Annotated in this window: 20 protein-coding genes; 13 read left to right on the top strand and 7 right to left on the bottom strand. The window is 59.6% G+C overall.

Features of this window, described 5'->3' with window-relative positions:
- Window positions 1-118: 118 nt before the first annotated feature.
- Entirely contained in the window at window positions 119-313 is a 195-nt protein-coding gene (locus PH558_RS26675; protein WP_095438542.1) for a heavy-metal-associated domain-containing protein, read from the bottom strand.
- Between the two features lie 160 nt (window positions 314-473).
- Between PH558_RS26675 and PH558_RS26670 the strand changes: the two genes are divergently transcribed.
- Window positions 474-2,966 carry a heavy metal translocating P-type ATPase gene (locus PH558_RS26670; RefSeq protein WP_285207516.1) on the top strand — a complete coding sequence of 831 codons (2,493 nt, stop codon included), beginning with the start codon at window positions 474-476 and terminating at the stop codon, window positions 2,964-2,966.
- 54 nt (window positions 2,967-3,020) lie between these two features.
- The gene (cueR, locus tag PH558_RS26665; protein ID WP_113409912.1) at window positions 3,021-3,470 is read left to right on the top strand and encodes a Cu(I)-responsive transcriptional regulator; all 450 of its coding nucleotides are present in this window, start codon (window positions 3,021-3,023) and stop codon (window positions 3,468-3,470) included.
- Between the two features lie 75 nt (window positions 3,471-3,545).
- Here the strand turns inward: cueR and PH558_RS26660 are convergent, their stop codons facing one another.
- On the bottom strand, window positions 3,546-4,454 hold the full coding sequence (locus PH558_RS26660; protein ID WP_285207497.1) for a LysR family transcriptional regulator: 909 nt from the start codon (window positions 4,452-4,454) through the stop codon (window positions 3,546-3,548).
- A gap of 168 nt (window positions 4,455-4,622) precedes the next feature.
- On the opposite strand from PH558_RS26660, the gene PH558_RS26655 reads away from it, so the two are divergent.
- Together PH558_RS26655 and PH558_RS26650 are read left to right on the top strand one after the other, a co-directional pair.
- Entirely contained in the window at window positions 4,623-5,447 is an 825-nt protein-coding gene (locus tag PH558_RS26655; protein WP_285207489.1) for an aldo/keto reductase, read from the top strand.
- A gap of 11 nt (window positions 5,448-5,458) precedes the next feature.
- A complete protein-coding gene (locus tag PH558_RS26650) occupies window positions 5,459-6,670 on the top strand; it encodes an MFS transporter (RefSeq protein WP_285207485.1) in 1,212 nt (403 codons plus the stop codon).
- A gap of 116 nt (window positions 6,671-6,786) precedes the next feature.
- Here PH558_RS26650 and PH558_RS26645 read toward each other — a convergent pair whose 3' ends face one another.
- A complete protein-coding gene (locus PH558_RS26645) occupies window positions 6,787-7,701 on the bottom strand; it encodes a hypothetical protein (protein WP_113409918.1) in 915 nt (304 codons plus the stop codon).
- Between the two features lie 265 nt (window positions 7,702-7,966).
- On the opposite strand from PH558_RS26645, the gene PH558_RS26640 reads away from it, so the two are divergent.
- Window positions 7,967-9,118, top strand: a complete 1,152-nt coding sequence (locus PH558_RS26640; RefSeq protein ID WP_285207471.1) for an MFS transporter — start codon at window positions 7,967-7,969, stop codon at window positions 9,116-9,118.
- A gap of 154 nt (window positions 9,119-9,272) precedes the next feature.
- Here PH558_RS26640 and PH558_RS26635 read toward each other — a convergent pair whose 3' ends face one another.
- Window positions 9,273-10,559 carry an epoxide hydrolase family protein gene (locus PH558_RS26635; RefSeq protein ID WP_285207465.1) on the bottom strand — a complete coding sequence of 429 codons (1,287 nt, stop codon included), beginning with the start codon at window positions 10,557-10,559 and terminating at the stop codon, window positions 9,273-9,275.
- A 125-nt stretch (window positions 10,560-10,684) separates the two neighbouring features.
- Between PH558_RS26635 and PH558_RS26630 the strand changes: the two genes are divergently transcribed.
- Window positions 10,685-10,894 carry a hypothetical protein gene (locus PH558_RS26630; RefSeq protein ID WP_285207464.1) on the top strand — a complete coding sequence of 70 codons (210 nt, stop codon included), beginning with the start codon at window positions 10,685-10,687 and terminating at the stop codon, window positions 10,892-10,894.
- 141 nt (window positions 10,895-11,035) lie between these two features.
- Here PH558_RS26630 and PH558_RS26625 read toward each other — a convergent pair whose 3' ends face one another.
- Window positions 11,036-11,545, bottom strand: coding sequence for a cytochrome P460 family protein (locus PH558_RS26625; RefSeq protein ID WP_095438551.1), 510 nt, complete (start codon window positions 11,543-11,545; stop codon window positions 11,036-11,038).
- A gap of 223 nt (window positions 11,546-11,768) precedes the next feature.
- On the opposite strand from PH558_RS26625, the gene PH558_RS26620 reads away from it, so the two are divergent.
- A complete protein-coding gene (locus PH558_RS26620; protein WP_483314191.1) occupies window positions 11,769-12,518 on the top strand; it encodes a 2OG-Fe(II) oxygenase in 750 nt (249 codons plus the stop codon).
- Between the two features lie 8 nt (window positions 12,519-12,526).
- On the opposite strand, the gene PH558_RS26615 is transcribed toward PH558_RS26620, so the two are convergent.
- Entirely contained in the window at window positions 12,527-13,288 is a 762-nt protein-coding gene (locus tag PH558_RS26615; RefSeq protein WP_285207458.1) for a helix-turn-helix domain-containing protein, read from the bottom strand.
- Between the two features lie 170 nt (window positions 13,289-13,458).
- Between PH558_RS26615 and PH558_RS26610 the strand changes: the two genes are divergently transcribed.
- Both PH558_RS26610 and PH558_RS26605 read left to right on the top strand, forming a co-directional pair.
- Complete coding sequence (locus PH558_RS26610) at window positions 13,459-15,717, top strand: marine proteobacterial sortase target protein (protein ID WP_285207456.1); 2,259 nt, start codon at window positions 13,459-13,461, stop codon at window positions 15,715-15,717.
- Entirely contained in the window at window positions 15,714-16,334 is a 621-nt protein-coding gene (locus PH558_RS26605; protein WP_285207453.1) for a class GN sortase, read from the top strand. The genes PH558_RS26610 and PH558_RS26605 overlap by 4 nt, the downstream gene beginning before the upstream one ends.
- Before the next feature lie 28 nt (window positions 16,335-16,362).
- Here PH558_RS26605 and PH558_RS26600 read toward each other — a convergent pair whose 3' ends face one another.
- A complete protein-coding gene (locus tag PH558_RS26600; RefSeq protein WP_285207451.1) occupies window positions 16,363-17,334 on the bottom strand; it encodes a nitrilase family protein in 972 nt (323 codons plus the stop codon).
- A 90-nt stretch (window positions 17,335-17,424) separates the two neighbouring features.
- On the opposite strand from PH558_RS26600, the gene PH558_RS26595 reads away from it, so the two are divergent.
- The 4 genes from PH558_RS26595 (at window position 17,425) to repB (ending at window position 21,461) form a co-directional block, all read left to right on the top strand.
- On the top strand, window positions 17,425-18,330 hold the full coding sequence (locus PH558_RS26595) for a LysR family transcriptional regulator (protein ID WP_285207447.1): 906 nt from the start codon (window positions 17,425-17,427) through the stop codon (window positions 18,328-18,330).
- A gap of 25 nt (window positions 18,331-18,355) precedes the next feature.
- Entirely contained in the window at window positions 18,356-18,595 is a 240-nt protein-coding gene (locus PH558_RS26590; RefSeq protein WP_158225484.1) for a hypothetical protein, read from the top strand.
- 611 nt (window positions 18,596-19,206) lie between these two features.
- Window positions 19,207-20,430: a plasmid partitioning protein RepA gene (gene repA / locus PH558_RS26585; RefSeq protein WP_285207445.1), complete on the top strand. Its 1,224-nt coding sequence runs from the start codon at window positions 19,207-19,209 to the stop codon at window positions 20,428-20,430.
- Complete coding sequence (repB, locus tag PH558_RS26580) at window positions 20,427-21,461, top strand: plasmid partitioning protein RepB (protein WP_095438556.1); 1,035 nt, start codon at window positions 20,427-20,429, stop codon at window positions 21,459-21,461. The genes repA and repB overlap by 4 nt, the downstream gene beginning before the upstream one ends.
- Window positions 21,462-21,537 lie beyond the last annotated feature (76 nt).

Raw genomic sequence — 21,537 nt, 5'->3', positions numbered from 1 at the left:
CGCGCTCTTTGTCTCTGTGTCGAAGGCGGCTTCAAAGAGCCGTCCTCCGCCGGCTCTGCACGGTCGGCGGGCCTGCGTCGATGAAGGTCAGGAGCAGCGTGTTCAGGATCTGAACCGCTCAATTCGCGACTGCCGGATAGCCGGCCTGTTCGAGAGCCTGCTGGAGGGCCGGCTGAGAGGCAGTCGTCTCGACCTTGACGGTGCGCGCATCCGGATTGACCTCGATCCTGGCGTCGGGATCGACGGTTTGAATGGCCTTGGCGACAGATCTGGCGCAGCCGCCACAGGTCATGCTTTCAATTCTAAGCTCCATGAGAATTCTCCTTGGTTTCGATCTCACGGCGCTCAAAATGGAGTTTCCAACCATGGTAAGGTCAAGTGTCATCCGGCGAAAAAAATGCTATTGACCTTCCAATGGTTGGAAGCCTCACCTTCCCTTCACATTCAGATTCCGGAGCGTGAAAGGACCTCCCATGAATAGTTCAGTTCGGCCAATGGATTTGTCGACTGTCATATCCCTGCCCATTGAGGGCATGACTTGCGCATCCTGTGTCGGTAGCGTCGAGCGCGCCTTGAAGAACGTTCCAGGCGTCGATGCGGTATCGGTCAATCTCGCCACCGAAAAGGCGAGCATCACGGCACAGGCAGGCATCGATCAGGCAGAACTCGTTCGGGCCGTCGAAAATGTCGGCTACTCCGTCCCGGAGAATTTCACCTTTGCCACAGGTTCCGTCGAGCTTTCGATCGAGGGCATGAGTTGTGCCTCCTGCGTCGGCAGCGTCGAACGGGCTCTGAAGACCGTGCCGGGCGTGAGTGAGGCCGCCGTCAATCTTGCGACGGAGCGGGTCACGATCAAGGGGTCGGCGGACGCCGCAAGCCTTATCGCAGCGGTCGAGAACGCCGGCTACGAGGCGAAAATCATAAGCGTCGACCGAGGAGACGAAGAAGCCGAACGCGCGCAGAAGAAAGATGCCGAACGGCGAGAGCTCACCCGCGATTTCACCGTCGCCGCTATACTGACGACGCCGGTCTTTCTGCTGGAGATGGGATCGCACCTCATTCCCGGCGTCCACGGTCTGATCGCAGAGACGATCGGCATGCAACGGAGCTGGTACATCCAGCTTGCACTGACGACGCTCGTCCTCTTCGTTCCCGGCATCCGCTTCTATAAAAAGGGGCTGCCGGCGCTCCTCCGCCTTTCGCCCGACATGAACTCGCTGGTCTCCGTCGGCTCATTGGCCGCCTATGGCTATTCGCTGGTTGCGACCTTCGCGCCCGGCCTGCTGCCATCGGGCACGATCAATGTCTATTTCGAAGCGGCCGCCGTCATCGTCACGCTCATCCTGCTCGGCCGACTGCTCGAAGCCCGGGCCAAGGGGCGCACCTCCGAAGCGATCAAGCGCCTGGTGAAGCTACAGGCCAAGACGGCGCGCGTCCGGCGCGACGGCAGGGCCGTCGATCTGCCGATCGGTTCGGTCGTTTCCGGCGACATCGTCGAGCTTCGCCCCGGCGAGCGGGTTCCGATCGACGGAGAGCTGGTCGAGGGCGAGAGCTATGTCGACGAATCGATGATCACCGGCGAGCCGATCCCGGTCCTGAAAACGATCGGCAGCGAGGTTGTTGGCGGCACGGTCAACCAGAAGGGCGCCTTTGCCTTCCGCGCGACGGCCGTCGGTGGCAACACGGTGCTTTCACAGATCATCCGCATGGTCGAAGAGGCACAGGGGTCGAAGCTGCCGATCCAGGCCATGGTCGATAAAGTGACCATGTGGTTCGTACCTGCCGTGATGGTGGTGGCTGCCGTCACCTTCGCCGCCTGGCTCTATTTCGGTCCGTCACCTGCCCTCACCTTTGCGCTCATCAACGCGGTTGCCGTGCTGATCATCGCCTGCCCTTGCGCCATGGGACTTGCCACTCCGACATCGATCATGGTCGGCACGGGCCGCGGCGCTGAACTGGGCGTGCTCTTCCGCAAGGGTGAAGCCTTGCAGCTGCTCAAGGACGCAAGCGTTGTCGCCATCGACAAGACGGGCACGCTGACGGAAGGCAAGCCGGCACTGACCGATCTGGAACTGGCAGCAGGCTTTGACCGTTCTCACGTGCTGCGCCTGGTGGCGGCGGTCGAGGCAAAATCCGAGCATCCGATTGCCCGCGCGATCGTCGAGGCAGCCGCTTCCGAAGATCTGGCATTGCCAAGCGTGTCGGATTTCGAATCGGTGACGGGCTTCGGCGTGAGCGCCAAGGCCGATGACAAGCGCATCCAGATCGGTGCGGACCGCTACATGGCCGAGCTTGGGCTTGACGTCGCAATCTTCTCTAAAGCCGCCGAGCGCCTCGGCAACGAGGGCAAGTCCCCGCTTTATGCGGCGATCGACGGCAAGCTCGCCGCAATCATTGCGGTCGCCGATCCGATCAAGACGACGACACCGGCAGCGATCAAGGCGATGCACGATCTTGGCCTGAAAGTGGCGATGGTCACCGGCGACAATGCCCGCGCGGCGAAGGCCATTGCCGCACGGCTCGGGATCGACGAAGTCGTGGCCGAAGTGCTGCCGCACGGCAAGATGGAGGCGGTGCGCCGCCTCAAGCGCCAGCACGGCAAGGTGGCTTTCGTCGGTGATGGCATCAACGACGCACCGGCTCTGGCCGAGGCCGATGTCGGCCTTGCCATCGGCACGGGCACCGATATCGCCATCGAAGCGGCCGATGTCATCCTGATGTCGGGAAGTCTGCAGGGTGTGCCGAATGCCATCGCCCTGTCCAAGGCAACGATCGGCAACATCAGGCAGAACCTGTTCTGGGCCTTCGCCTATAATACGGCGCTGATCCCGGTCGCCGCCGGCGCGCTCTATCCGGCCTTCGGCATCCTGTTCTCGCCGGTCTTCGCTGCCGGGGCCATGGCATTGTCGAGCGTCTTCGTGCTCGGCAATGCGCTGCGGCTGCGCCGCTTTAGGGTCATCAACTAACAATCGAATGCAGCTGGCCCGAAGGGGCCGGCTGTCTTGTGTAGGAGAACATTCATGAATATCGGACAGGCAGCAAAGGCATCGGGCGTTTCGGCCAAGATGATCCGCTATTACGAAGAGACCGGCCTCATTCCGGCCGCCGGCAGAACGGCATCGGGCTATCGCGACTATTCGGACACCGACGTGCATATGCTGCGTTTCATCCGCCGTGCGCGCGATCTCGGCTTTGCTGTTGCGGAAATCAGCGAGCTTTTGGAACTCTGGCGCGACGAAAGCCGCCAGAGCGTGGAGGTCAAGCGCCTGGCTCAGGGCCATATCGAAGCGTTGAAAAAAAAGATCGCCGACCTGCAGGACATGGAGCACACACTCACCATGCTCGTTAATTCCTGCCAGGGCGACCATCGTCCGCATTGCCCGATCCTGCAGCGCCTCGAGACTGATCAGGAAGACGAAAATCTGTCGATCCGGCCTCGACCCGGCGCGATATCGCGTCCCCTGCAGTGATCCCTGCCCGCCGACGTCTCGGTGGCGGATTGCCGACACAGAGCATGGTCGGGATTAAATCCCTACCAAGGCCGTTCAGGCTTCCCCATCAAGGAATTGCCGGAGGCGCGGCACGACGAAATCGAGGAAGACGCGCACGCGCTGCGGCATGCGCGCGCCACCAAGAAAGACTGCGTGAATCTGCTCCTCGTCCGGCTCGACAACATCGGCGAGCACCTCGATGAGACGGCCGGCAGCAATGTCGGCGCGGACGTGATAATCACCCATGCGGGCAAGCCCAACGCCTGCCAGCGCCATGCGCCGCACGGTTTCGCCATTGTTGGCGAGCAGCGAACTCGTCATGGCGCGATCGACGATGCGGCCGCTTTCCCTTACCGGCCAGACGGGTGCAAGACGGCGGAAATTGAACCCCAGGCAATTGTGCCGCGACAGATCTTCGACGGTCAGCGGTGTTCCATGGCGATCGAGATAGCTGGGCGCGGCGACGATCTTGCGGCGGGCAATGCCGATGCGGCGCGCGATCATGCCTGAAGCCGGCAAGGCTCCAACCCGAAAAGCAACGTCGGTACGGTCGAGATAAAGATCGACGATTTCATCGGACAGCGAGAGATCGACGACGACATTGGGGTAGGTCCGCCAAAATTCCGGTAAGAGCGGTTCAAGCCCGAGCACGCCCAAGGCAACGGAAATGTTGACCCGTACAGTGCCGCCCGTCGTCGTCGCCCCCTGCGCCAACTCCTGCTCCACCTCGTCGAGATCATGCAGGAGGGCCTGGCTGCGCTCATAGTAGATCCGGCCCTCCAAGGTCAGCGATAGCCGTCGTGTCGAACGTTCGACAAGCCGCACGCCGAGCCTGGATTCGATGCGCGAGATCAGCTTGCTGACGGTGGACGGCGTCATGCGCAGCAGGCGGGCCGCTTCGGAAAAGCTGCCTGCTTCCACCACGCGAAGAAATACCTGCATCTCGCCGACGCGATTGTCCATGGAGCACCAATTTTTGATTTAATTTCACAAATAATGTGAAAAGCTACCCAATTATCAAGTGCGTATGCTCTCTCTATTTCATAGGCCGAAGAGATTGCGCCTTCAAATCCGGCGCGTCACCCATTCAGGGCGGCCACAGCCGCCGAGGTATTCAAAAAGGAGTTTTCGATGCTCACCGTTACCGCCCAGGGCGCTGCAATTCCCGCGCTCGGCTTCGGCGTCTTCCGCATGTCGGACGCGGAAGTGGAACGCGTCATCCCCGCCGCACTGGAGGCCGGTTTCCGTCATTTCGACACCGCACAGATCTACCAGAACGAGGAAGCGCTTGGACAGGCCCTCCAGGCCGCCGGCGCGCGACGGGACGAACTGTTCCTGACCACCAAGGTCTGGGTCGACAATTACAGCAACGAGAAGTTCGCAGCTTCGGTCGACGAAAGCCTCGACAGGCTGAAGACTGACCGCGTCGATCTTCTCCTTCTGCATTGGCCGGGCGACAAGGTTCCGATCGCGGAGCAGATCGAAATGCTGAATGCCGTCCAGGCCGCCGGCAAGACCCGCTTTGTTGGCGTCAGCAACCAGAATATCGCGCAGATGCGGGAATCGGTCAGACTTTCCAGCACGCCGATCGTGACCAATCAGGTCGAGATCCATCCCTATCTGCCCCAGCACGCGCTCGTCGCAGCCGCAAGGGCAAGCGGTCTTGCGATCACCGCCTACTACGGCATGGCCGACGGCGCTGTACCGAAGGATCCGGCGATGCAGCGGATCGGCGCCAGATACGGCAAGAGCGCCGCGCAGGTCGGTCTTCGCTGGCTGATCCAGCAGGGCCACATCGCGTTGTCCAAGACGGCCAATCCCGAGCGCGTCAAAGAGAACATCGCGATTTTCGACTTCAATCTCGATGAGGCGGATATCGCCGCCATCGCCGCTCTCGCCCGCCCGGATGGCCGCATCGTCAGCCCTCCAGGCCTCGCCCCCGAATGGGACACCTAAGGAGTTTCAACATGGACGCCAAGATTTCGACGGCCCAAAAGGCTCAAACATCCACTCACGCCCGATGGGCGCTTCTCGCGCTTGCGATCGGCGCCTTCGGCATCGGCACGACCGAGTTTTCGCCGATGGGCCTTCTTCCGGTCATCGCCAGGGGGGTGGATGTTTCGATCCCGACGGCAGGCCTCCTCATCAGTGCCTATGCGATCGGCGTCATGGTCGGTGCCCCCTTCATGACGCTCGCCTTCAGCCGCTTCGGCAAGCGCACGGCGCTGATGCTGCTGATGAGCATCTTTACGATCGGCAATCTCATGTCGGCGATGGCGCCGGGCTACTTCACGCTGCTGCTTGCCCGGCTCGTCACCAGCCTTAACCATGGCGCCTTCTTTGGTCTGGGTGCCGTCGTGGCGGCAAGCGTCGTGCCGAAGGAAAAGCAGGCAAGCGCCGTTGCCGCTATGTTCATGGGGCTGACGATCGCCAATATCGGCGGCGTGCCGGCCGCAACCTGGGTTGGTCAGCAGATCGGCTGGCGCATGGCTTTCGCAGGAACGGCGCTGATCGGTATTGCCGCCATCGCAGCGCTTTGGGTCGCTCTTCCGAAAGGCGAGCGCGGTGCGATGCCTGATGTCAGGCGGGAATTGGCCGTGCTCACCCATCCCACCGTGCTCATTGCCATGGCAACCACCGTCATGGGTGCAGGCGCGATGTTTTCGCTATATACCTATGTCGCTCCGGCTCTCACCGAACTCACCGGCGCATCCAATAGCTTCGTGACCCTTGGACTGGTCCTGATCGGCATTGGCTTCACGATCGGAAACTGGATTGGCGGTCGACTGGCCGACTGGTCGCTCGACGGCGCGACCAAGATCTTCCTGGCCTTGCTCGCCGCCATCATGTTCGCGCTGCCATTGGCGATGATCACCCATGCAGGAGCCGCCATCGGCCTGCTTCTTTGGGGCGGAGCAGCATTTGCCATCGTTCCGCCCGTGCAGATGCGCGTCATGGAAGCAGCGGCAGAAGCGCCGGGCCTTGCCTCCTCCATCAATGTCGGAGCCTTCAATCTCGGCAATGCCCTTGGGGCCGCAACGGGTGCCGCCGTCATCAGCCTTGGTTTCGGCTATGCAGCAGTCTCGATCGCCGGAGGCCTGCTGGCCGTCGCCGGCCTGGCGCTGGTGTTGATCGGCACGCGCAAGCCGTCGTCGCTGCCGGCAAATTGCGGCGCGTGATCAATCCGCTGGCCACCGTATCAGGCGTCAAAATTTCTCGATGCCCTGCCCGCTAAAATCAAGCCGTCTACGGTCTTTTGCCGCAGACGGCTTCAACTCAGTTTAAGCAGCCTTGCTCAGGGTAGTTTAATTTCGAGCGTAATCATATAGTTGCTATAGTTCGGAGGAGCCGGCGGCGGGTTAGGGTTGGTGGCTGAAAAGATCGAATAGTCGGTTATGCGCGGAGGCGCAGATGGCGGCTTCACGTCCGGCCTCCAGGAGGCCTTGATCGTTATCTTGTCCGTAGCACGATAAGAAAGATTGAGCTCGCGGTTCCTGCTTGTGCCATCCCGGGAATGCTTGCCCTCCAAGGACCATTTGTCCCATGATGCTTTCAGGCTCTCCGCTGTCTGGGTGCCTTTGCGTTCATAGCTGCCACTCAGGGACGAATTGTTACCCTTGGTCGACAGCTCGTAGAGTTGATCCTGAACCTTGCCGTTGAAATCAGTCGTGATCGTGGCGCTGCCTTCGGTCTTACCATCCGACGACCGTGCCTTGACGTCGAAGATGATCGTCTTGTTGCCGACATAGACACCGACGTTCGGATTGAGCCCATTCGTCTTGAAGCCGATGTCGCTCTTCGCCTTTGAATCGAGAACGATGGGACGCTCGGGCGACTGGAAATATTTTCCAAGCAAATCCTGCTGCGGTTTGGTCGGCGCAACTGGCTTGCCCATGGGATCGAAGGCACCCATGACCGTGCAGCGCTGTCCGCTCACCCAGCTGTTGACGGCAAAGATCAGATGTCCGTCATCGCCAATTGCGGCTACGCCCTGATGCAGGCTGTTCCTCAGGTTATAGCGACCGCAGCAGGATAGGGCGTTGTCGCTTGCCGCTTCGAAGGACCGGCCGGAAAAAACGACGCCGGACGGCAGTCCCGATTCTGCACCGCTGCCTAGAATCGGGCAACTGGAGAGCGGTATCAGCCTGTAGCTGTTCAAATCCGTTTGCGGCGTCTGGCCCGTCGGCCTCGTGAGCGGTGCTAATCCCATATCTGATCTGCCGTTTCCTGATCCGTTGACGAAGCATGAAAAATGGAGCGCGATGCGATTTATGCGTGTCCTGCCCGGCTGAGTTAGGTCGGCAAATTTATTTGTCCAGTCGCAGGTTTTGTTTCTGATCGGCTGCGCCACACTTGCCGAATTTGCCCACACTCCTAATTTGTCTGATGAATTAAGAGTCTTCGTATTGCCAGCGCAGGTTGCTTTCGGATAGACCCTTTCCATCTCTCGTGTTCAGATTCTCCGGAGCATCGAAATGCGTCTTGAACCGCAGCAGCGAATTTATGTCTGCTTCTTCCTCTTTGCGGTCTCGATGGGCGCGATGCTGTCGCGCCTTCCCGATTTGCAGGATGCCTTGCAGATCGACAAATCCGAGCTCGGCCTGACACTGATCGGCGCGGCCATCGGTGCGCTGATATCGCTCACCTTCGCCTCCCCTATCGTTGCGCGGCTCGGCGCGCGCAAGACGGCATTCATCACCGTGCTCGGGACCTCCGCATCCCTTGCGCTCGTGCCCTGGATGGGCGTTGCTCCCCTGGTCTTTGCCGTTCTGCTTTGCGAGGGCCTGCTGGCCGGTGCGCTGGAAATCAACCTTAACGTCGAAATCGATCGCATCGAGGCGCAGCTCGGCCGGGGGGTGATGAACCGCGCCCATGGTTTCTGGAGCCTCGGCTTTTTCGTCACCGCGCTCGTATCGTCAGCGATACGCCAGGCCGGCATTTCAATGCAGCTGCACCTCGCCCTGACATTCACTTTCGTCCTGATCGTGGGTTCGCTTGTCATTGCCGGCATGCGCAATGCACCCGCCCGCCCGGCACAGGATCACCCGGAAGCCGGGCATGTCGCGCTGCCAACAGTCGGCCTGCTGCCTCTCTGCGTCATCGGCATTGCGGCATTCCTGGTCGAGGGTGCAGGCATCGACTGGTCGGCGATCTACATGCGCGATGTCTTTCACGTCGAGCCCTTCATCGGCGGTCTCGGACTGACGCTCTTTACCTTCTTCATGGCGCTGGCAAGACTGTTTGCCGACCGGTTCGTCGATCGCTTCGGCTCACGCGCCGTCGCGCTCGCGCTGCTACTCCTTTCGACCGCCGGCCTCTGCGCCGTCTGGCTGGCACCGCACCCCAATATGGCACTCCTTGGCTTTGCCTTCATGGGCGCCGGCTGCAGCGCGGTCTATCCGCTTGCAGTTTCGGCGGCCGCCCAGCGCACCGACCGACCGGCCCATGTCAATGTTGCAGCGCTTGGACAAATGTCTTTTGTCGTCTTCTTCCTGGCTCCGCCGCTGCTGGGATTCGTTGCCGAACATGCGGGGATTCGCACGGCCTACCTTGTCTGCATCCCGGTTATCCTCGCCGCCTTGATGGGTATCGGGTCGCTTTCGGCCCGCCGCAGCGCTTTTGCGTAAGGACTCTGCTATCCCTAAAGTCGCCTGGAACAAATCCGCCAGAATCCGTTATTTGCTGTGAGGTGGAACGCTATTCGCTTCCCCTTCTTCCGCAGTCGAGCGTGGGGCATCGCTCGCCTGCAGTGCTTTCACCGAGTCAGAAGCCTCGGCTCGCTTAACGCAGCGAGCGGAATGCCGCCCTGACTTCGTTGGTGAAAATCGCCGGCTGCTCCCAGGCCGCAAAATGCCCGCCGTTCTCGGTTTTGTTGAAGTAGATCAGATTGCCGAAGGCACGCTCCGTCCACGATTTGGGTGCCTGATAGATTTCTCCCGGAAAGACACTAACCGCGACCGGCACGGAAGGGATCCTTTCGAGAGCGTTGAAATTGTTGGTGTGGTCTTCCCAATAGATCTGGGCTGCCGAGGTACCGGTCTCCGTGAACCAATAGAGAGAAATGTCATCCAGCATCTCGTCCCGAGTGAGAACCTTTTCCGGCTGCTTGTTGCTATACGTCCACTCGGCAAACTTGTCGTACATCCACGCGGCCATTCCGATCGGTGAATCGACGAGCGAGTAACCGATCGTCTGCGGACGCGTAACCATCATTTGCGCGTAAGCAGCGCTGTCTCGGTAGAAAATCGCGAGCTTGTCGAAGCAAGCCCGTTCGTCCGCAGTGAGACCTGCGGGCGCCGGGGCACCTGCAGCCAAAATCGGCACGATTTCTTTTGGAACGATCGCAGGCATGTTGAGATGAATGCCCAGCAGTCCCGGCACCTTTTGATGCGCCATGCGCTCGGAGATGACCGAGCCGCAATCACCACCTTGCGAGACGAACTTCTCATATCCGAGCCGATTCATCAGCGTGCCCCAAGCACGGCCGATGTGATCGGAGCCCCATCCACGGACGCTGGGTTTGCCGGAGAAGCCGAAACCGGGGATAGACGGCACCACGACATGAAAGGCGTCTTCGGCGCTGCCGCCATGCGCTGTCGGATTCGTCAAGGGATCAATCACCTTGAGCATTTCCAGAACCGAGCCCGGCCAACCATGGGTCATGATCAGCGGCATTGCGTTTTCGTGTGGGGAGCGCACGTGAATGAAGTGAATATCCAGCCCATCGATTTCGATCATGAACATCGGCAGGGAATTGAGCTTCTGTTCCACCTTTCGCCAATCATAACCGTCGGCCCAATATCCGACGAGATCACGCAGACGTTCGAGTTGCACACCCTGGGAATCGTCAGCGACATTTTCCTTGAGCGGCCAGCGTGCCGTCGCAAGCCTTTGCTTCAACTCGGCAATTGCACTGTCGGGTATATGGACCTTGAACGGCTTCACACCGTCAGGCAAGGCGTCCGATGCGGCAAAGGACATGCCAGGCTTCAAGAGCGACGCTGCTCCCGCGACGGCAGCCGCAGTCACAAAGGTGCGTCTATTCATTGAGAAGGATAAAGGCGACATCAGAATCTCCAAAAGTTTGGGAGGTTTGTTGAATGCCGCGAAGTTTTGCTTTCGGCGTGTATCCCGGTTGTGTCCCCAACCCAGCCAAATTGTATCCTTCCGTGTCCGGATCGACCGAGGCTACAATGGAATACAGAACTCTGCGCTTTGACTTTGCCAGCGGCAAAATGCACCCGAAAAATATGGAACTTGGCCGAGTAGCCAGTGAAGAAGAATTTTTGGAGAATCTTGGGGTGGCAGATGACGCAATGCGGGGCTGCCAAGCCCTGCGGCGACCCCATAGAGATGGCGCGGGCTTACGAAGTTCCGCTTCCATGATGATGGAAGCGGCTTGATGGCTACATGCTCGAAGCAGCGCTCGTCTATGGGTAAAATAGGGGCGGCTATCCTGGCGGGAGGAGAAACCATGGATAGCCGGCCGGCCGCGATATGATGAGACAAGGCCGGCAAATTTCACTTAATCGCGTTGCAGCGCCTTACGGCGCATAGCGCGTAAAGACGTAGTCGTGATCCCTGACGTTGCCTACATGGCAGCTGAGACAGGTTTCATGTTGAGCAATATCAACCGGCTTGCCATCGACGAACCGCCCGAAACCCCAGCCGTGGCTATCGGTATATTTCTTGGAATCCTTCACCATGACCTGCACCGTCGTCGGCGCTCCCGGCACCGTTGCCGGTGCGAACTCCGTCGATTGCTTGCGCTTATAGGCCAGCTTGACGAGGATGGACCCATCCGGAAAAGGCAGCGTGCCTTTTTTGTAAGCGTCAACGGCGATATCGTTGCCGAGCACGGCGCGAAGTTCGTCGAGCGGCGGAGCCTCCTGCGCAGGCGCAATGAATTTCCAGTCCCTGTAGCCTTCCGGGATGGTCACGCCGTAGATCGGCGAGGCATTTTCTGGCGGCGTGGCGGAGCCTGCCGATTGGGAAGCGGCGATGCCGACGGCAAGGGTTGAGACGGCAAATGCGCCAAGGAATGCTAGCTTCATTTTGAACTCCCGTCTGACGGATAATCCGGAAAAGATCGCCCCGAATTGTATCCGCGAGATTTCAGGAAGCGGCTCGATTGTATCGCAATGTAGCCGGACGAGACCTATTCGTGTGAGCTGCTCATCGGAAATCGGGTGGCCGCCGCTGCCGTTCGGACGCTAGGCTTCAGGTTATTGCGGCATCCAGGGACCTCGAAAGCCCGCCTAGACCGAGGACATGAACATGAACACATCGATCTCCACTTTTGCTCCAAGTTCCTTGGAAAGCCCCATTGCGGCCCGGGTCGACGCCTATGATTGGCCGTCGCTGGCGGGAGAACTTGACGGCTTCGGCTGCGCTGTCCTTCCGAAGCTTCTCGCGCCCGATGAATGCGATGTAATCTCCGGCCTTTATCCCGAGGAACGTCATTTCCGCAGCCACATCATCATGGCGCGCCACGGTTTCGGAAGAGGCGAATACCGCTATTTCAACTATCCGCTGCCGGGGCTTCTCGGTGAATTGCGCACCGCGCTCTATCCTCATCTCGCCGATATCGCAAACCGGTGGAACGAACGCATGGGCGTCGCAGAACGCTATCCCGGTGAGCATGCCGCCTTCCTGAGACAATGCCATGAGGCCGGTCAGAGGCGCCCGACGCCGTTGCTGCTGCAATATGTGCCGGGAGACTTCAATTGCCTGCATCAGGACCTCTATGGCGAACTTGCCTTTCCGATTCAGGTGGCTATTCTGCTTTCCGAGCCGGGACGGGATTTCACTGGCGGCGAGTTTGTGCTGACCGAGCAGCGGCCGCGCATGCAAAGCCGCGTGGAAGTCGTGCCGCTTCGACAGGGCGACGCCGTCGCCTTTGCGGTCCATAACCGGCCTATACGGGGATCGAAAGGGAACTATCGTGTCAATCTCAGGCACGGGGTAAGCCGGGTCCGCTCAGGCATGCGCCACACTGTCGGCATCATCTTTCACGACGCCCGCTAAGAGCGTCGCTAACCGACGAAGCCGGCGTAATTTTCTCCGGTAATTCTGTGCATGATGGCCGAGTATGCCTCGTGATTCTGATCGCCCGCCTGGACGCGCCCGAGCGACGGCTGCGCGAAAGCCGACATAGGCAGGAGGGCGAGCGGCGTCGAGACGGGTGTGAGGTGCGACCCCTGCCCGGCGCGTAATGTCGTCAGCAGACCGAACATTTCGCCGGTGATACTGGGCCGTGACAATATCGCCATGCGATATTGCCCGGACGAATTCGTCACCAGATAGATATGTCCCGACAGGTGCGGCACCGACACCGAGCCCTGCTGTGAAAACGAGGCGTCGCTGCGCTCGCGTTCCCGGAAACTCAGACAGGTCCGTTCTCCATCCCAGGCGATTTCGGTACAATAGGCGAAGATCGCCTTCGCATCTCCGAAGGACGGCCGAAGCGTCAGGTAGGTGCCTTCCAGCCAGGAAACTGAGGCGCGGGAATAGGCCCCAAGCTCTTCAGGAGCATGACCGGGCCTGTCGTTGACGACAGGCGCTTGCGTTCCAGCCGGCTCCCGCAGGACGACGCCCATCGCCTGTTCCAGCCGAATGAGGGTCGCGAGCGTGAAGGGCCGGTGGCCGGAAAGGGCCTTCTCCAAGGTCGAAAGGCTGATGCGGGCATCATTGGCAAGACGTTGCCTGGAAATGCGCCGTCTGGCGATCTCCTCGCGAACCCGCGCCGCTACGGCGCTGTTCTGGCTGTCGGACAAATAGGGGTCGCCCTGGACCATTCCTTCGTTTCCTGTTTGCGTAATTTTCTTCACAATTCCACACATGGCCGTAACCGGCAAGACCGTTTGCGGCAAGATGCGGACGAAACAGGGCAAAGCTTACGCTGGCGAGAAAATAGCCTTTGTTCACAATGGCTTCAGTCATTCCAACAGCGAACAAGGAGCCTGTCATGTCAGCCTCGCCACACGTCTCGCGCTACCAGAAGCGGCAAAATGTCCTCATCAGATTCGGCCTGTTGCTCTGGTTCAGCAATGCCATCCTGCTGCCGGTGCTTGCCGTCATCTTCGCACTGCTGCATCCCCTGGAATCGCACGCGCAACCGGCAGCCTTCGTCACTCCGAACGAGATGGGCGCGGGCAGCCTTCTTCTTCAGACCAACGAAGACGGAAAATATATCGAGGCACCCCGCCTTGCGACCGATGTCGATCTCGATGTCAACGGCCCGACGACACGCGCAGTCCTGACCCAAGCCTTCGAGAACACGACCGACAAATGGGTCGAAGCCCTCTATGTATTTCCCCTTCCGGACGACAGTGCCGTCTATTCCCTGAAGATGATCGTCGGCAACCGGGTCGTCGTCGCCGATATCAAGGAGAAGCAGGCTGCGCGCGCCATATACGAGAAGGCGCGTAGGGAAGGAAAAAAGGCATCCCTGGTCGAACAGCAGCGCCCAAACGTCTTCACCAATACGGTCGCAAATATTGGCCCGCATGAAAAGATCGTCGTTCAGATCGAATATCAGCAGTCAGTCCGCCTGACGGATGGCCGCTTCTCCCTGCGGGTGCCGCTGGTCGTCGCGCCGCGCTACAGCCCGCAGGGCGCATCGCCCATCACCCAGCAGGCCGATCTGAAAGCCGGCTGGGGTCAAACCAAACAGAGCCCATCGCGCAAGGGCAGCGACCAGCCCATCTCCGCGCCGCTCATGGCCCCCGGCGGCGACCGCGCCAACCCTGTCACCCTCAAGGTCAATCTCGACGCCGGCTTTCCGCTCGATGATGTCAAAAGCCTTTATCACGCGGTCAAGATCGACAAAATAGGCGATAGCGCACGCCGGATCGTCCTGGAGGGTGATGCGACTGCCGATCGCGACTTCGTGCTCGAATGGAGCGCGATCGCAAGCAATATGCCGAGCGTCGGTCTCTTCCGCGAGCATGTCGGCAAGGATGACTATATGCTTGCCTATGTGATGCCGCCGGCGGTGGCAACGCCGCAGAAGGCGGGTCGCGAAGTGGTCTTCGTCATCGACAATTCCGGGTCGATGGGCGGCACCTCGATCGAACAGGCAAGGGCGAGCCTCGATTATGCCCTGTCCCGGCTCGAGCCGAACGATCGCTTCAACGTTATCCGCTTCGACAACACGATGACCAAATTCTTCCCCGATTCGGTCATGGCGACGGCTGAAAACATCGGTTCGGCCCGCCGCTTCGTCACCGGCTTGGAAGCTGCAGGCGGAACGGAAATGCTGCCGCCGCTTCAAGCAGCACTCGACGATAGCCACCAGGCCAACGGATTGCGCCAAGTGGTGTTTCTGACCGACGGCGAAGTCAGCAACGAGCAGCAGCTTCTCGATGCGATCGCGAAGTTGCGTGGACGCTCTCGCATCTTCATGGTCGGCATCGGCTCGGCGCCGAACACCTACCTGATGAGCCGCGCGGCCGAACTTGGCCGTGGCAGCTTCACCCACATCGGTTCGGTCGCCGAAGTGAACGAGCGCATGCGCGCCCTCTTCGACAGGCTGGAGAATCCGGCCGTCACCGATGTCGCGGCTTCCTTTTCGGAAAAGAATGCCAGCCTGTCGCCCAATCTCCTCCCCGACATCTACCATGGCGAACCGCTCGTTCTGGCGGCCCGGATGGGAAAAGCAGCCGGAACCCTGACCGTCAGCGGCAAGATCGGTGACCGCCCTTGGACGATCTCCCTGCCGCTCGATCAGGCAAGCAATGCCAAAGGCATCTCCAAGATCTGGGCAGGGCGCCAGATCGACGATGCCGAGGTCAATCTCACGCTAGGCAAGATCTCGCAGGCCGATGCCGACAAGCGCATCTTGCAATTGGCGCTCGACCATCATCTGGTCACACGTCTCACAAGTCTCCTCGCCGTCGATACCAAGCGTCTGCGGCCGACAAACGCGCCGCTGACACAGGCCGACATTCCATTGCAGCTTCCCGCAGGCTGGGATTACAACAAGCTTCTCGGCATCGGTACAACGCGGGATGCGAAGGCTGACACCAGGCATCAGCAGGCAGCCGACAAGTCGGAGAGCGCCGATGGCGATGCGGAGCTCGAGCCAATCTCCGCACCGGCTCAGACCAGCGTTCCGCTACCTCAGACCGCAACGCCGGGAATGCTTCTCATTCTTCAGGGATTGCTTGCTCTTCTGTGTGGGGCTTCGCTGCTGTTCCTCGCATTGCGAAGGAACCGGGCATGATCGTCGCCACTCGCCTCCAAACCATCGGGAGCGCGCCAGCGCGCTCCCTTCTGACTTTTGCGGCCGGCATTCTCATCGCCGCCGGTCTCTTCCTCGCCGCACAGGGAGGATGGATCTATGCCAAAGCGGCCTTGGCGCAGCTTCTCCTGGAGCGCGCCTTTGCCGAAAGCGTGATATCAGGAACACCGGTCAAACCCTGGAGTTGGGCCGACACGTGGCCGGTGGCGCGTATCGAAGTTCCGCGCCTTGGCGTTTCCGCCATCGCGCTCAAGGGCGTAAGCGGCCAGGCGCTTGCCTTCGGCCCCGGCCACCTCGACAACACCCCGCAGGCTGGCGAAGAGGGCACGGCCGTCTATGCGGCGCACCGCGATACTCACTTTACCTTCCTGAGAAATATCAGGGAGAACGACCGTCTCCGCATCGCGCGCAGCGATGGCCAGATCTTCACCTTCCGCGTGACCCACATGGCCGTTGCCCGCTGGGATGAAGCAGAGATCGACCCCGATGCGCGCGGCGTCCATCTCGTGCTGGCGACTTGCTTTCCCTTCGACGCCATGACCTCGGGGCCACTTCGCTATCTGGTCTATGCCGATCTCGAAGAAACGACGGGTAAATAGACGACGGCCAGGCATATGGAAATCAACCCTACCCGCTGGTGCGGGTAGACGCTTCCGAGTAACGCGCGTCCATTGGGGCGAGACCGTTGGCATTGGGTTGTGTCAGGATACTATAGAGTTCCGGGCGACGGCCTCTTATCCAGCGCTGGCCCGTACACTTGTCGAGCAATGCCAGATCGATTTCAGCGCTCACCCTCGCATCGGCGGCCGCCCAGGTTTCGGCCAGGATCCGACCATAGGGATCGAGGATCATGGCATTGCCGGTGCGCACCTCGTCTTCATCCTGTCCGACGCCGTTGCTGAAGACGAGGAACATTCCGTTGTCGTGGGCGCGCGACGGTAGCCAGCGCATGAACCACTCCCGGCCATTCGGACCTCGAAATTCGGCCTCGATCGCCTCCGGATCTTCGTGGCGATTGATCCATTTTTCGACCGGTATCCGCTTCAGCCCGTGCGGACTAACCGAATGGCCGCCGCCGGCCTGATGCGGCGCGATCAGCAATTCGGCGCCAAGCAGTGCCGTGGCACGCGCATTCTCGACCAGATTGTTGTCCCAGCAGATCAGGATGCCGGCACGAATTCCCCAAGGTGTATCGAAGACCGTGAAGGCATCGCCGCTGGAAATAAGGCGGTGCTCCCAGGCGTGCAGTTTGCGATGGCAATAGACGCTCCCATCCGGCATGCAAACCGCATAGCTGTTATAGAGCTTTCCGTTTTCACCCAACTCGAGGAAGCCAACACCGATCGCAATGCCCTTCACCCGCGCCAGGGCGGCTACCCGGTTGATCGATGGACCGGAGAGCGGCTCCGCCAGCGCCTGCAGCGCGGGACCATCGAGCTTGGGAACATGCCAATATCCGCCGATGCACATCTCAGGAAAGACGACGAGCTGATTATCAGCCTGAACGGCTTCTTCCGTAAAATGCTCTATGCGCGAGAGATTATAGGCCTTGTCATTGGCCCGATGCTGAAACTGCACGGATGAAATTTTGAGCGCCATGTCGATTGCTCCTTTCGCCATGAAGCAATTTGACCATGTGGCTTCTCTTTCGTAAAATGACTTTATCGATTGAAATTATTCCTGGACAGAATGGAAATAAAGCTCCTCCGATCCTTCATTCAATTGATCGACACCGGCCACTACGGCAAGGCCTCGGCAAAACTGTTCGTCACCCAATCGACCCTGACCAAGCAGATTCAGGCTTTGGAAGCGGCAATGGGCGGAGCGTTGTTCGAACGCGGCCGCCATGGCGCCAAACTCACGCCTCTTGGAGAACTTCTGCAGCGCGAAGCGCGGCCGCTTCTTCAATTGAACGACGATGTCGACCGCAAGATGCATCGCGCCATGGCTGGCCTTACCGGATACCTCGATATCGGATTTGGAATATCGACCCTTGCCGTCGCGCCGCGGCTGATCGCCGGCTTTCGTGCGGCAACGCCGGATTGCAGCATCACGCTCAACGACCTGCCTTCGCGGGAGCAGCATCGGCGCCTGCTCGACGGCCGGCTTGATATCGGTTTCTGTCGGGCACCGGAGGAAGATAGCGACCTGGCTTTCACGCCCCTCATCGAAGAGCGTCTGGCCCTGGTGCTTCCAATTGAGGTGACCGTACCGGCCCAGGATCGGCTGGCGGAGTTGAATGAGCTTGGCTTCGTGGCACTTTCGCCATCGCGCGGACCGGGACTGTCTGACCAGATCAGACGCTGGTGTGCGCTTGCCGGTTTCGAGCCTCGCACCGCCCAATATGCCGACGACATCCTGACGGTACATGCCATCGTTTCTGCCGGCCTCGGCGCGGCATTCCTGCCCTGGCGTGGTGTGCAGGCATTGGCGGGGTCCAGCCACAAGCAGTCTCTCTCAGGACCGGAAGCAAGATGGCCGGTTGGGATCTGCTGGAATCGCAAACATACGAGCCCCCTGTTGGCCCGCTTTATCGATCATGTATCGAAGAATCTGGAATTCGACCGCTCGCAGGCCGAGTGGCAATCGAGATAAAGGCCTGACGCATCGGCGTTCTGCGATGCAAGCGATCGCTCTCATCGCCGGCAATGGGGTTATGCATTCCAACCCCATTGTCCGAAAGGCACTAAACATGAACCTACCCGACGTTGTCAGCGGACGGTTCAAGCCGCTTGATGGTCAAAACGAACCGTGCAGCCAAAGCATTGTTGGGGTGCCGAGAATTGCAACGGCGATCATCACCGAAACTGCCATCTTGATCGCTTTGATGCGTCGTGTCCTGACGCCGCTCCAATCATAACTCAAAATCACTAACCCTCACAAATCATTAATGATTCGCAAACTAGAGCCGACCCGCCTTTCGACAAGGGATAGTGATGATTCGTCCACAACGGATATTTCCGCGATACTTCGACTAAGGCGATGTCGAAACCATCTGATGGCCAGGAGAAAACCCTCGGGAAAAACCGTTGGTGCAGAAAGGCAGACTGTCGCGCCCGGGCGTCCCGGATGCCGAACGACGCGATTCTTCACCATGCGTTTCACCTGTATCGGCCGCGAAGGAAGGCTGAGATTTCGCGGGAGATCACCCGTTGTGGGTCGACTCACCCGGACCGATATAGTGATTCTCATCGACGACAATCGTCGCTAATCTTAGCCGGATAGGCGTCGGGCGATCGATGGTAATCGCACTTACTATCAAAAGGTGTGAGTCATCGCTGCGGCCATCTTCGGCGACTTACTGCAGAAAATATAGGAAAAGCAGCGTATTAAGTGGCGAAGGACAGAGTCTTAGCTGTCACACGTTAACCAGTCATTAACCGTTAATCTCTGGACGGCCTGACAGAATCGTGTTCTATCTTCTGGCGGGCAAAGGTCGGCAAACCGGCGACAGGCCGCCAAGAGGGACAAATGGCGATAGCGAACCGCACGGAGACTTTAGCTCCTTCAAAGGAAAATGCAGCCAGCAAAATTGCGCGGCATGCAACGGTGTTGTCTGGTCAGCTCCAGCAGCTCAGAACGCGCATGTATCCGCCGAAATCCGAGAAGATGCTGCGCCAGTTCCTGACCAACGAAGTGTCCAAGCTGACTTCGATCCCGGATTCGACCCTGAAGCTGATGTCGAGCGAAGGCCGCGGCCCAGTTCCCAGCCGATTGGAAAACAACCATCGCGTCTACACGCTTGCCCAGATCAACGAATTGCGGGAGCTGTTTGCCAAGCAGAAGCCGGCAGAAGCCCTTCGCTTCCTGCCTCGGCGGCGACCGGGGGAACATCTGCAGGTGATCGCGATCGCCAACTTCAAGGGTGGCAGCGCCAAGACGACCACTTGCGTTCACCTCGCACATTATCTTGCGCTGCATGGCTATCGCGTGCTCGCACTCGATCTCGATCCACAGGCCTCGCTTTCGGCTATGTTCGGCGCTCAGCCGGAAATCGATGTCGGCGCCAACGAAACCATTTATGCCGCACTCAGATACGACGCGACCGAGAGGCGCTCGATCCGCGAAATCATTCGCAAAACCTATTTTGACGGCATTGATCTCGTTCCGGGTAACCTGGAGGTCATGGAGTATGAGCACGAGACGCCACGCGTTCTTGCCCAAAGATCCGGCTCCGGCGCCATCTTTTTCGAGCGCCTCAAGCTGGCGCTTGCCGAAGTCGAAGAGGATTATGACATCGTCATCCTCGACACACCGCCATCGCTCGGATTTCTGACCCTTAGCGCCATCTACGCGGCTACAAGCATGATCATTACGGTGCATCCGGCCATGCTCGACGTGGCATCGATGAGCCAGTTCCTGCTCATGATGGGCGACCTTATCAGCGTGCTCGACGAAAGCGGCGCGCAGCTCGATCAGGATTTCATCCGCTATCTGATCACGCGCCACGACCCGAACGATGCGCCGCAATCGCAAGTCGTTGCGATGCTGCGCCATCTCTTCGGCACCGATGTCCTCTTGCCGACGGCAATTGAGAGCACCGCGGTCGAGGCTGCCGGGCTTGCCAAGCGCTCCCTCTACGAACTTGAAATGGGGCAGATCGGCCGAGACACACACAAGCGCGCCCGCGAGGCGGTAGACGCCGTCAACGAAGCCATCGTTCATCTCATCAATACAAGTTGGGGGCGTGGATGAGCAAAAGCCCGAGAAAATCCATCGTCGCCAGTTTCGGCCTGCTTTCCGCCGAGTTGGAAAGCAGCGAAAGCACGGCGGATCCGACGCCTTCTGCCCCTGCCCCCGCGCAATCGGGGCGCGTCGGCGCTGGCGTGATCGGCGCCGCGCATCGCGCAATCGGAGACATACGCGCGGAGCGAGATCGGCTGCGTGCGATTGTCGAATCCGGCGAAGGCTGGATACAGGACCTTGATCCTCATGTGATCGATGCGTCTCCTTATCCGGATCGCCTGCCCGACGACGATGCTCAGGATTTCGAGAGATTCAAGCGTTCCCTTGAGGAGGAAGGCCAAAAGGTTCCGATTCAGGTTCGACGACACCCTTCTTCAAGCGATCGGTATCAGGTCGTCTATGGCCATCGCAGATGGCGCGCCGCTCTTGAGCTCGGCCGAACCGTTCGTGCCATAGAGGTCGAGATCTCCGATCTCGACCTGGTCCTAGCTCAGGGTATTGAAAATGCCAGCCGTCAGGATCTGACATGGATTGAACGCGCCCTGTTTGCCTCGCGCATGGACGATGCAGGCATCAAGGCACGCCACATCTACGCTGCCCTTTCTATCGAGGATGCGGAGCTCGCGCGAATGCGTAGCGTCTATCGCACGATTCCAGCGGATATCATCGAAGCGATCGGCAGGGCACCGAAAGTCGGCCGCCCACGTTGGCTGGACCTGGCGAAGACAATCTCCGCGGCTCCAAACGCCCTTGAAACGGTGCGCGCCGCTCTCTCCGACGCGAATAAGGCCAATGAAACCTCCGACCAGCGATTTCAGGTGGCGTTGAAGGCAATCAAGCCTCCGCCTGAGGCACGCAACACCCAGATCGCGATTTCCGATACATCGGGAGCCAGGCTGGGTGTGTTTACGACATCGCCTGGAGAGGTTCGAATCTCCGCCGAGGGCAAATTGGGCACGGAATTCGTAAGATTTATCGAGGAAGAGCTGCCCGACCTTGTCGAGCGCTTCACTCGTTCGAGAAACAAACGCAACTCCTGACAGCTGTCAGGGTTTTTTGATTGGAAAGGAAACCTAGCAAAAGAAAAAAGGCCCCCAAACGTTGCCGTCGTGGAAG

The organism is Rhizobium pantanalense, from assembly GCF_030182525.1.
Lineage (GTDB): Bacteria > Pseudomonadota > Alphaproteobacteria > Rhizobiales > Rhizobiaceae > Rhizobium.
The sequence above is the reverse complement of the archived record's forward strand: the minus strand, read 5'-3'. Positions and strand labels throughout refer to the sequence as shown.

Bases quoted from the DNA above. Each gene is read 5' to 3' on its own strand.
- PH558_RS26630 (WP_285207464.1), top strand. From the start codon at position 10,685: ATGGAATACAGAACTCTGCGCTTTGACTTTGCCAGCGGCAAAATGCAC.
- PH558_RS26635 (WP_285207465.1), bottom strand. From the start codon at position 10,559: ATGTCGCCTTTATCCTTCTCAATGAATAGACGCACCTTTGTGACTGCG.
- PH558_RS26605 (WP_285207453.1), top strand. From the start codon at position 15,714: ATGATCGTCGCCACTCGCCTCCAAACCATCGGGAGCGCGCCAGCGCGC.
- PH558_RS26600 (WP_285207451.1), bottom strand. From the start codon at position 17,334: ATGGCGCTCAAAATTTCATCCGTGCAGTTTCAGCATCGGGCCAATGAC.
- PH558_RS26675 (WP_095438542.1), bottom strand. From the start codon at position 313: ATGGAGCTTAGAATTGAAAGCATGACCTGTGGCGGCTGCGCCAGATCT.
- PH558_RS26595 (WP_285207447.1), top strand. From the start codon at position 17,425: ATGGAAATAAAGCTCCTCCGATCCTTCATTCAATTGATCGACACCGGC.
- repA (WP_285207445.1), top strand. From the start codon at position 19,207: ATGGCGATAGCGAACCGCACGGAGACTTTAGCTCCTTCAAAGGAAAAT.
- PH558_RS26615 (WP_285207458.1), bottom strand. From the start codon at position 13,288: ATGGTCCAGGGCGACCCCTATTTGTCCGACAGCCAGAACAGCGCCGTA.
- PH558_RS26590 (WP_158225484.1), top strand. From the start codon at position 18,356: ATGCAAGCGATCGCTCTCATCGCCGGCAATGGGGTTATGCATTCCAAC.
- PH558_RS26640 (WP_285207471.1), top strand. From the start codon at position 7,967: ATGCGTCTTGAACCGCAGCAGCGAATTTATGTCTGCTTCTTCCTCTTT.
- PH558_RS26660 (WP_285207497.1), bottom strand. From the start codon at position 4,454: ATGGACAATCGCGTCGGCGAGATGCAGGTATTTCTTCGCGTGGTGGAA.
- PH558_RS26670 (WP_285207516.1), top strand. From the start codon at position 474: ATGAATAGTTCAGTTCGGCCAATGGATTTGTCGACTGTCATATCCCTG.
- PH558_RS26650 (WP_285207485.1), top strand. From the start codon at position 5,459: ATGGACGCCAAGATTTCGACGGCCCAAAAGGCTCAAACATCCACTCAC.
- PH558_RS26620 (WP_483314191.1), top strand. From the start codon at position 11,769: ATGAACACATCGATCTCCACTTTTGCTCCAAGTTCCTTGGAAAGCCCC.
- PH558_RS26625 (WP_095438551.1), bottom strand. From the start codon at position 11,545: ATGAAGCTAGCATTCCTTGGCGCATTTGCCGTCTCAACCCTTGCCGTC.
- PH558_RS26655 (WP_285207489.1), top strand. From the start codon at position 4,623: ATGCTCACCGTTACCGCCCAGGGCGCTGCAATTCCCGCGCTCGGCTTC.
- repB (WP_095438556.1), top strand. From the start codon at position 20,427: ATGAGCAAAAGCCCGAGAAAATCCATCGTCGCCAGTTTCGGCCTGCTT.
- PH558_RS26645 (WP_113409918.1), bottom strand. From the start codon at position 7,701: ATGGGATTAGCACCGCTCACGAGGCCGACGGGCCAGACGCCGCAAACG.
- PH558_RS26610 (WP_285207456.1), top strand. From the start codon at position 13,459: ATGTCAGCCTCGCCACACGTCTCGCGCTACCAGAAGCGGCAAAATGTC.
- cueR (WP_113409912.1), top strand. From the start codon at position 3,021: ATGAATATCGGACAGGCAGCAAAGGCATCGGGCGTTTCGGCCAAGATG.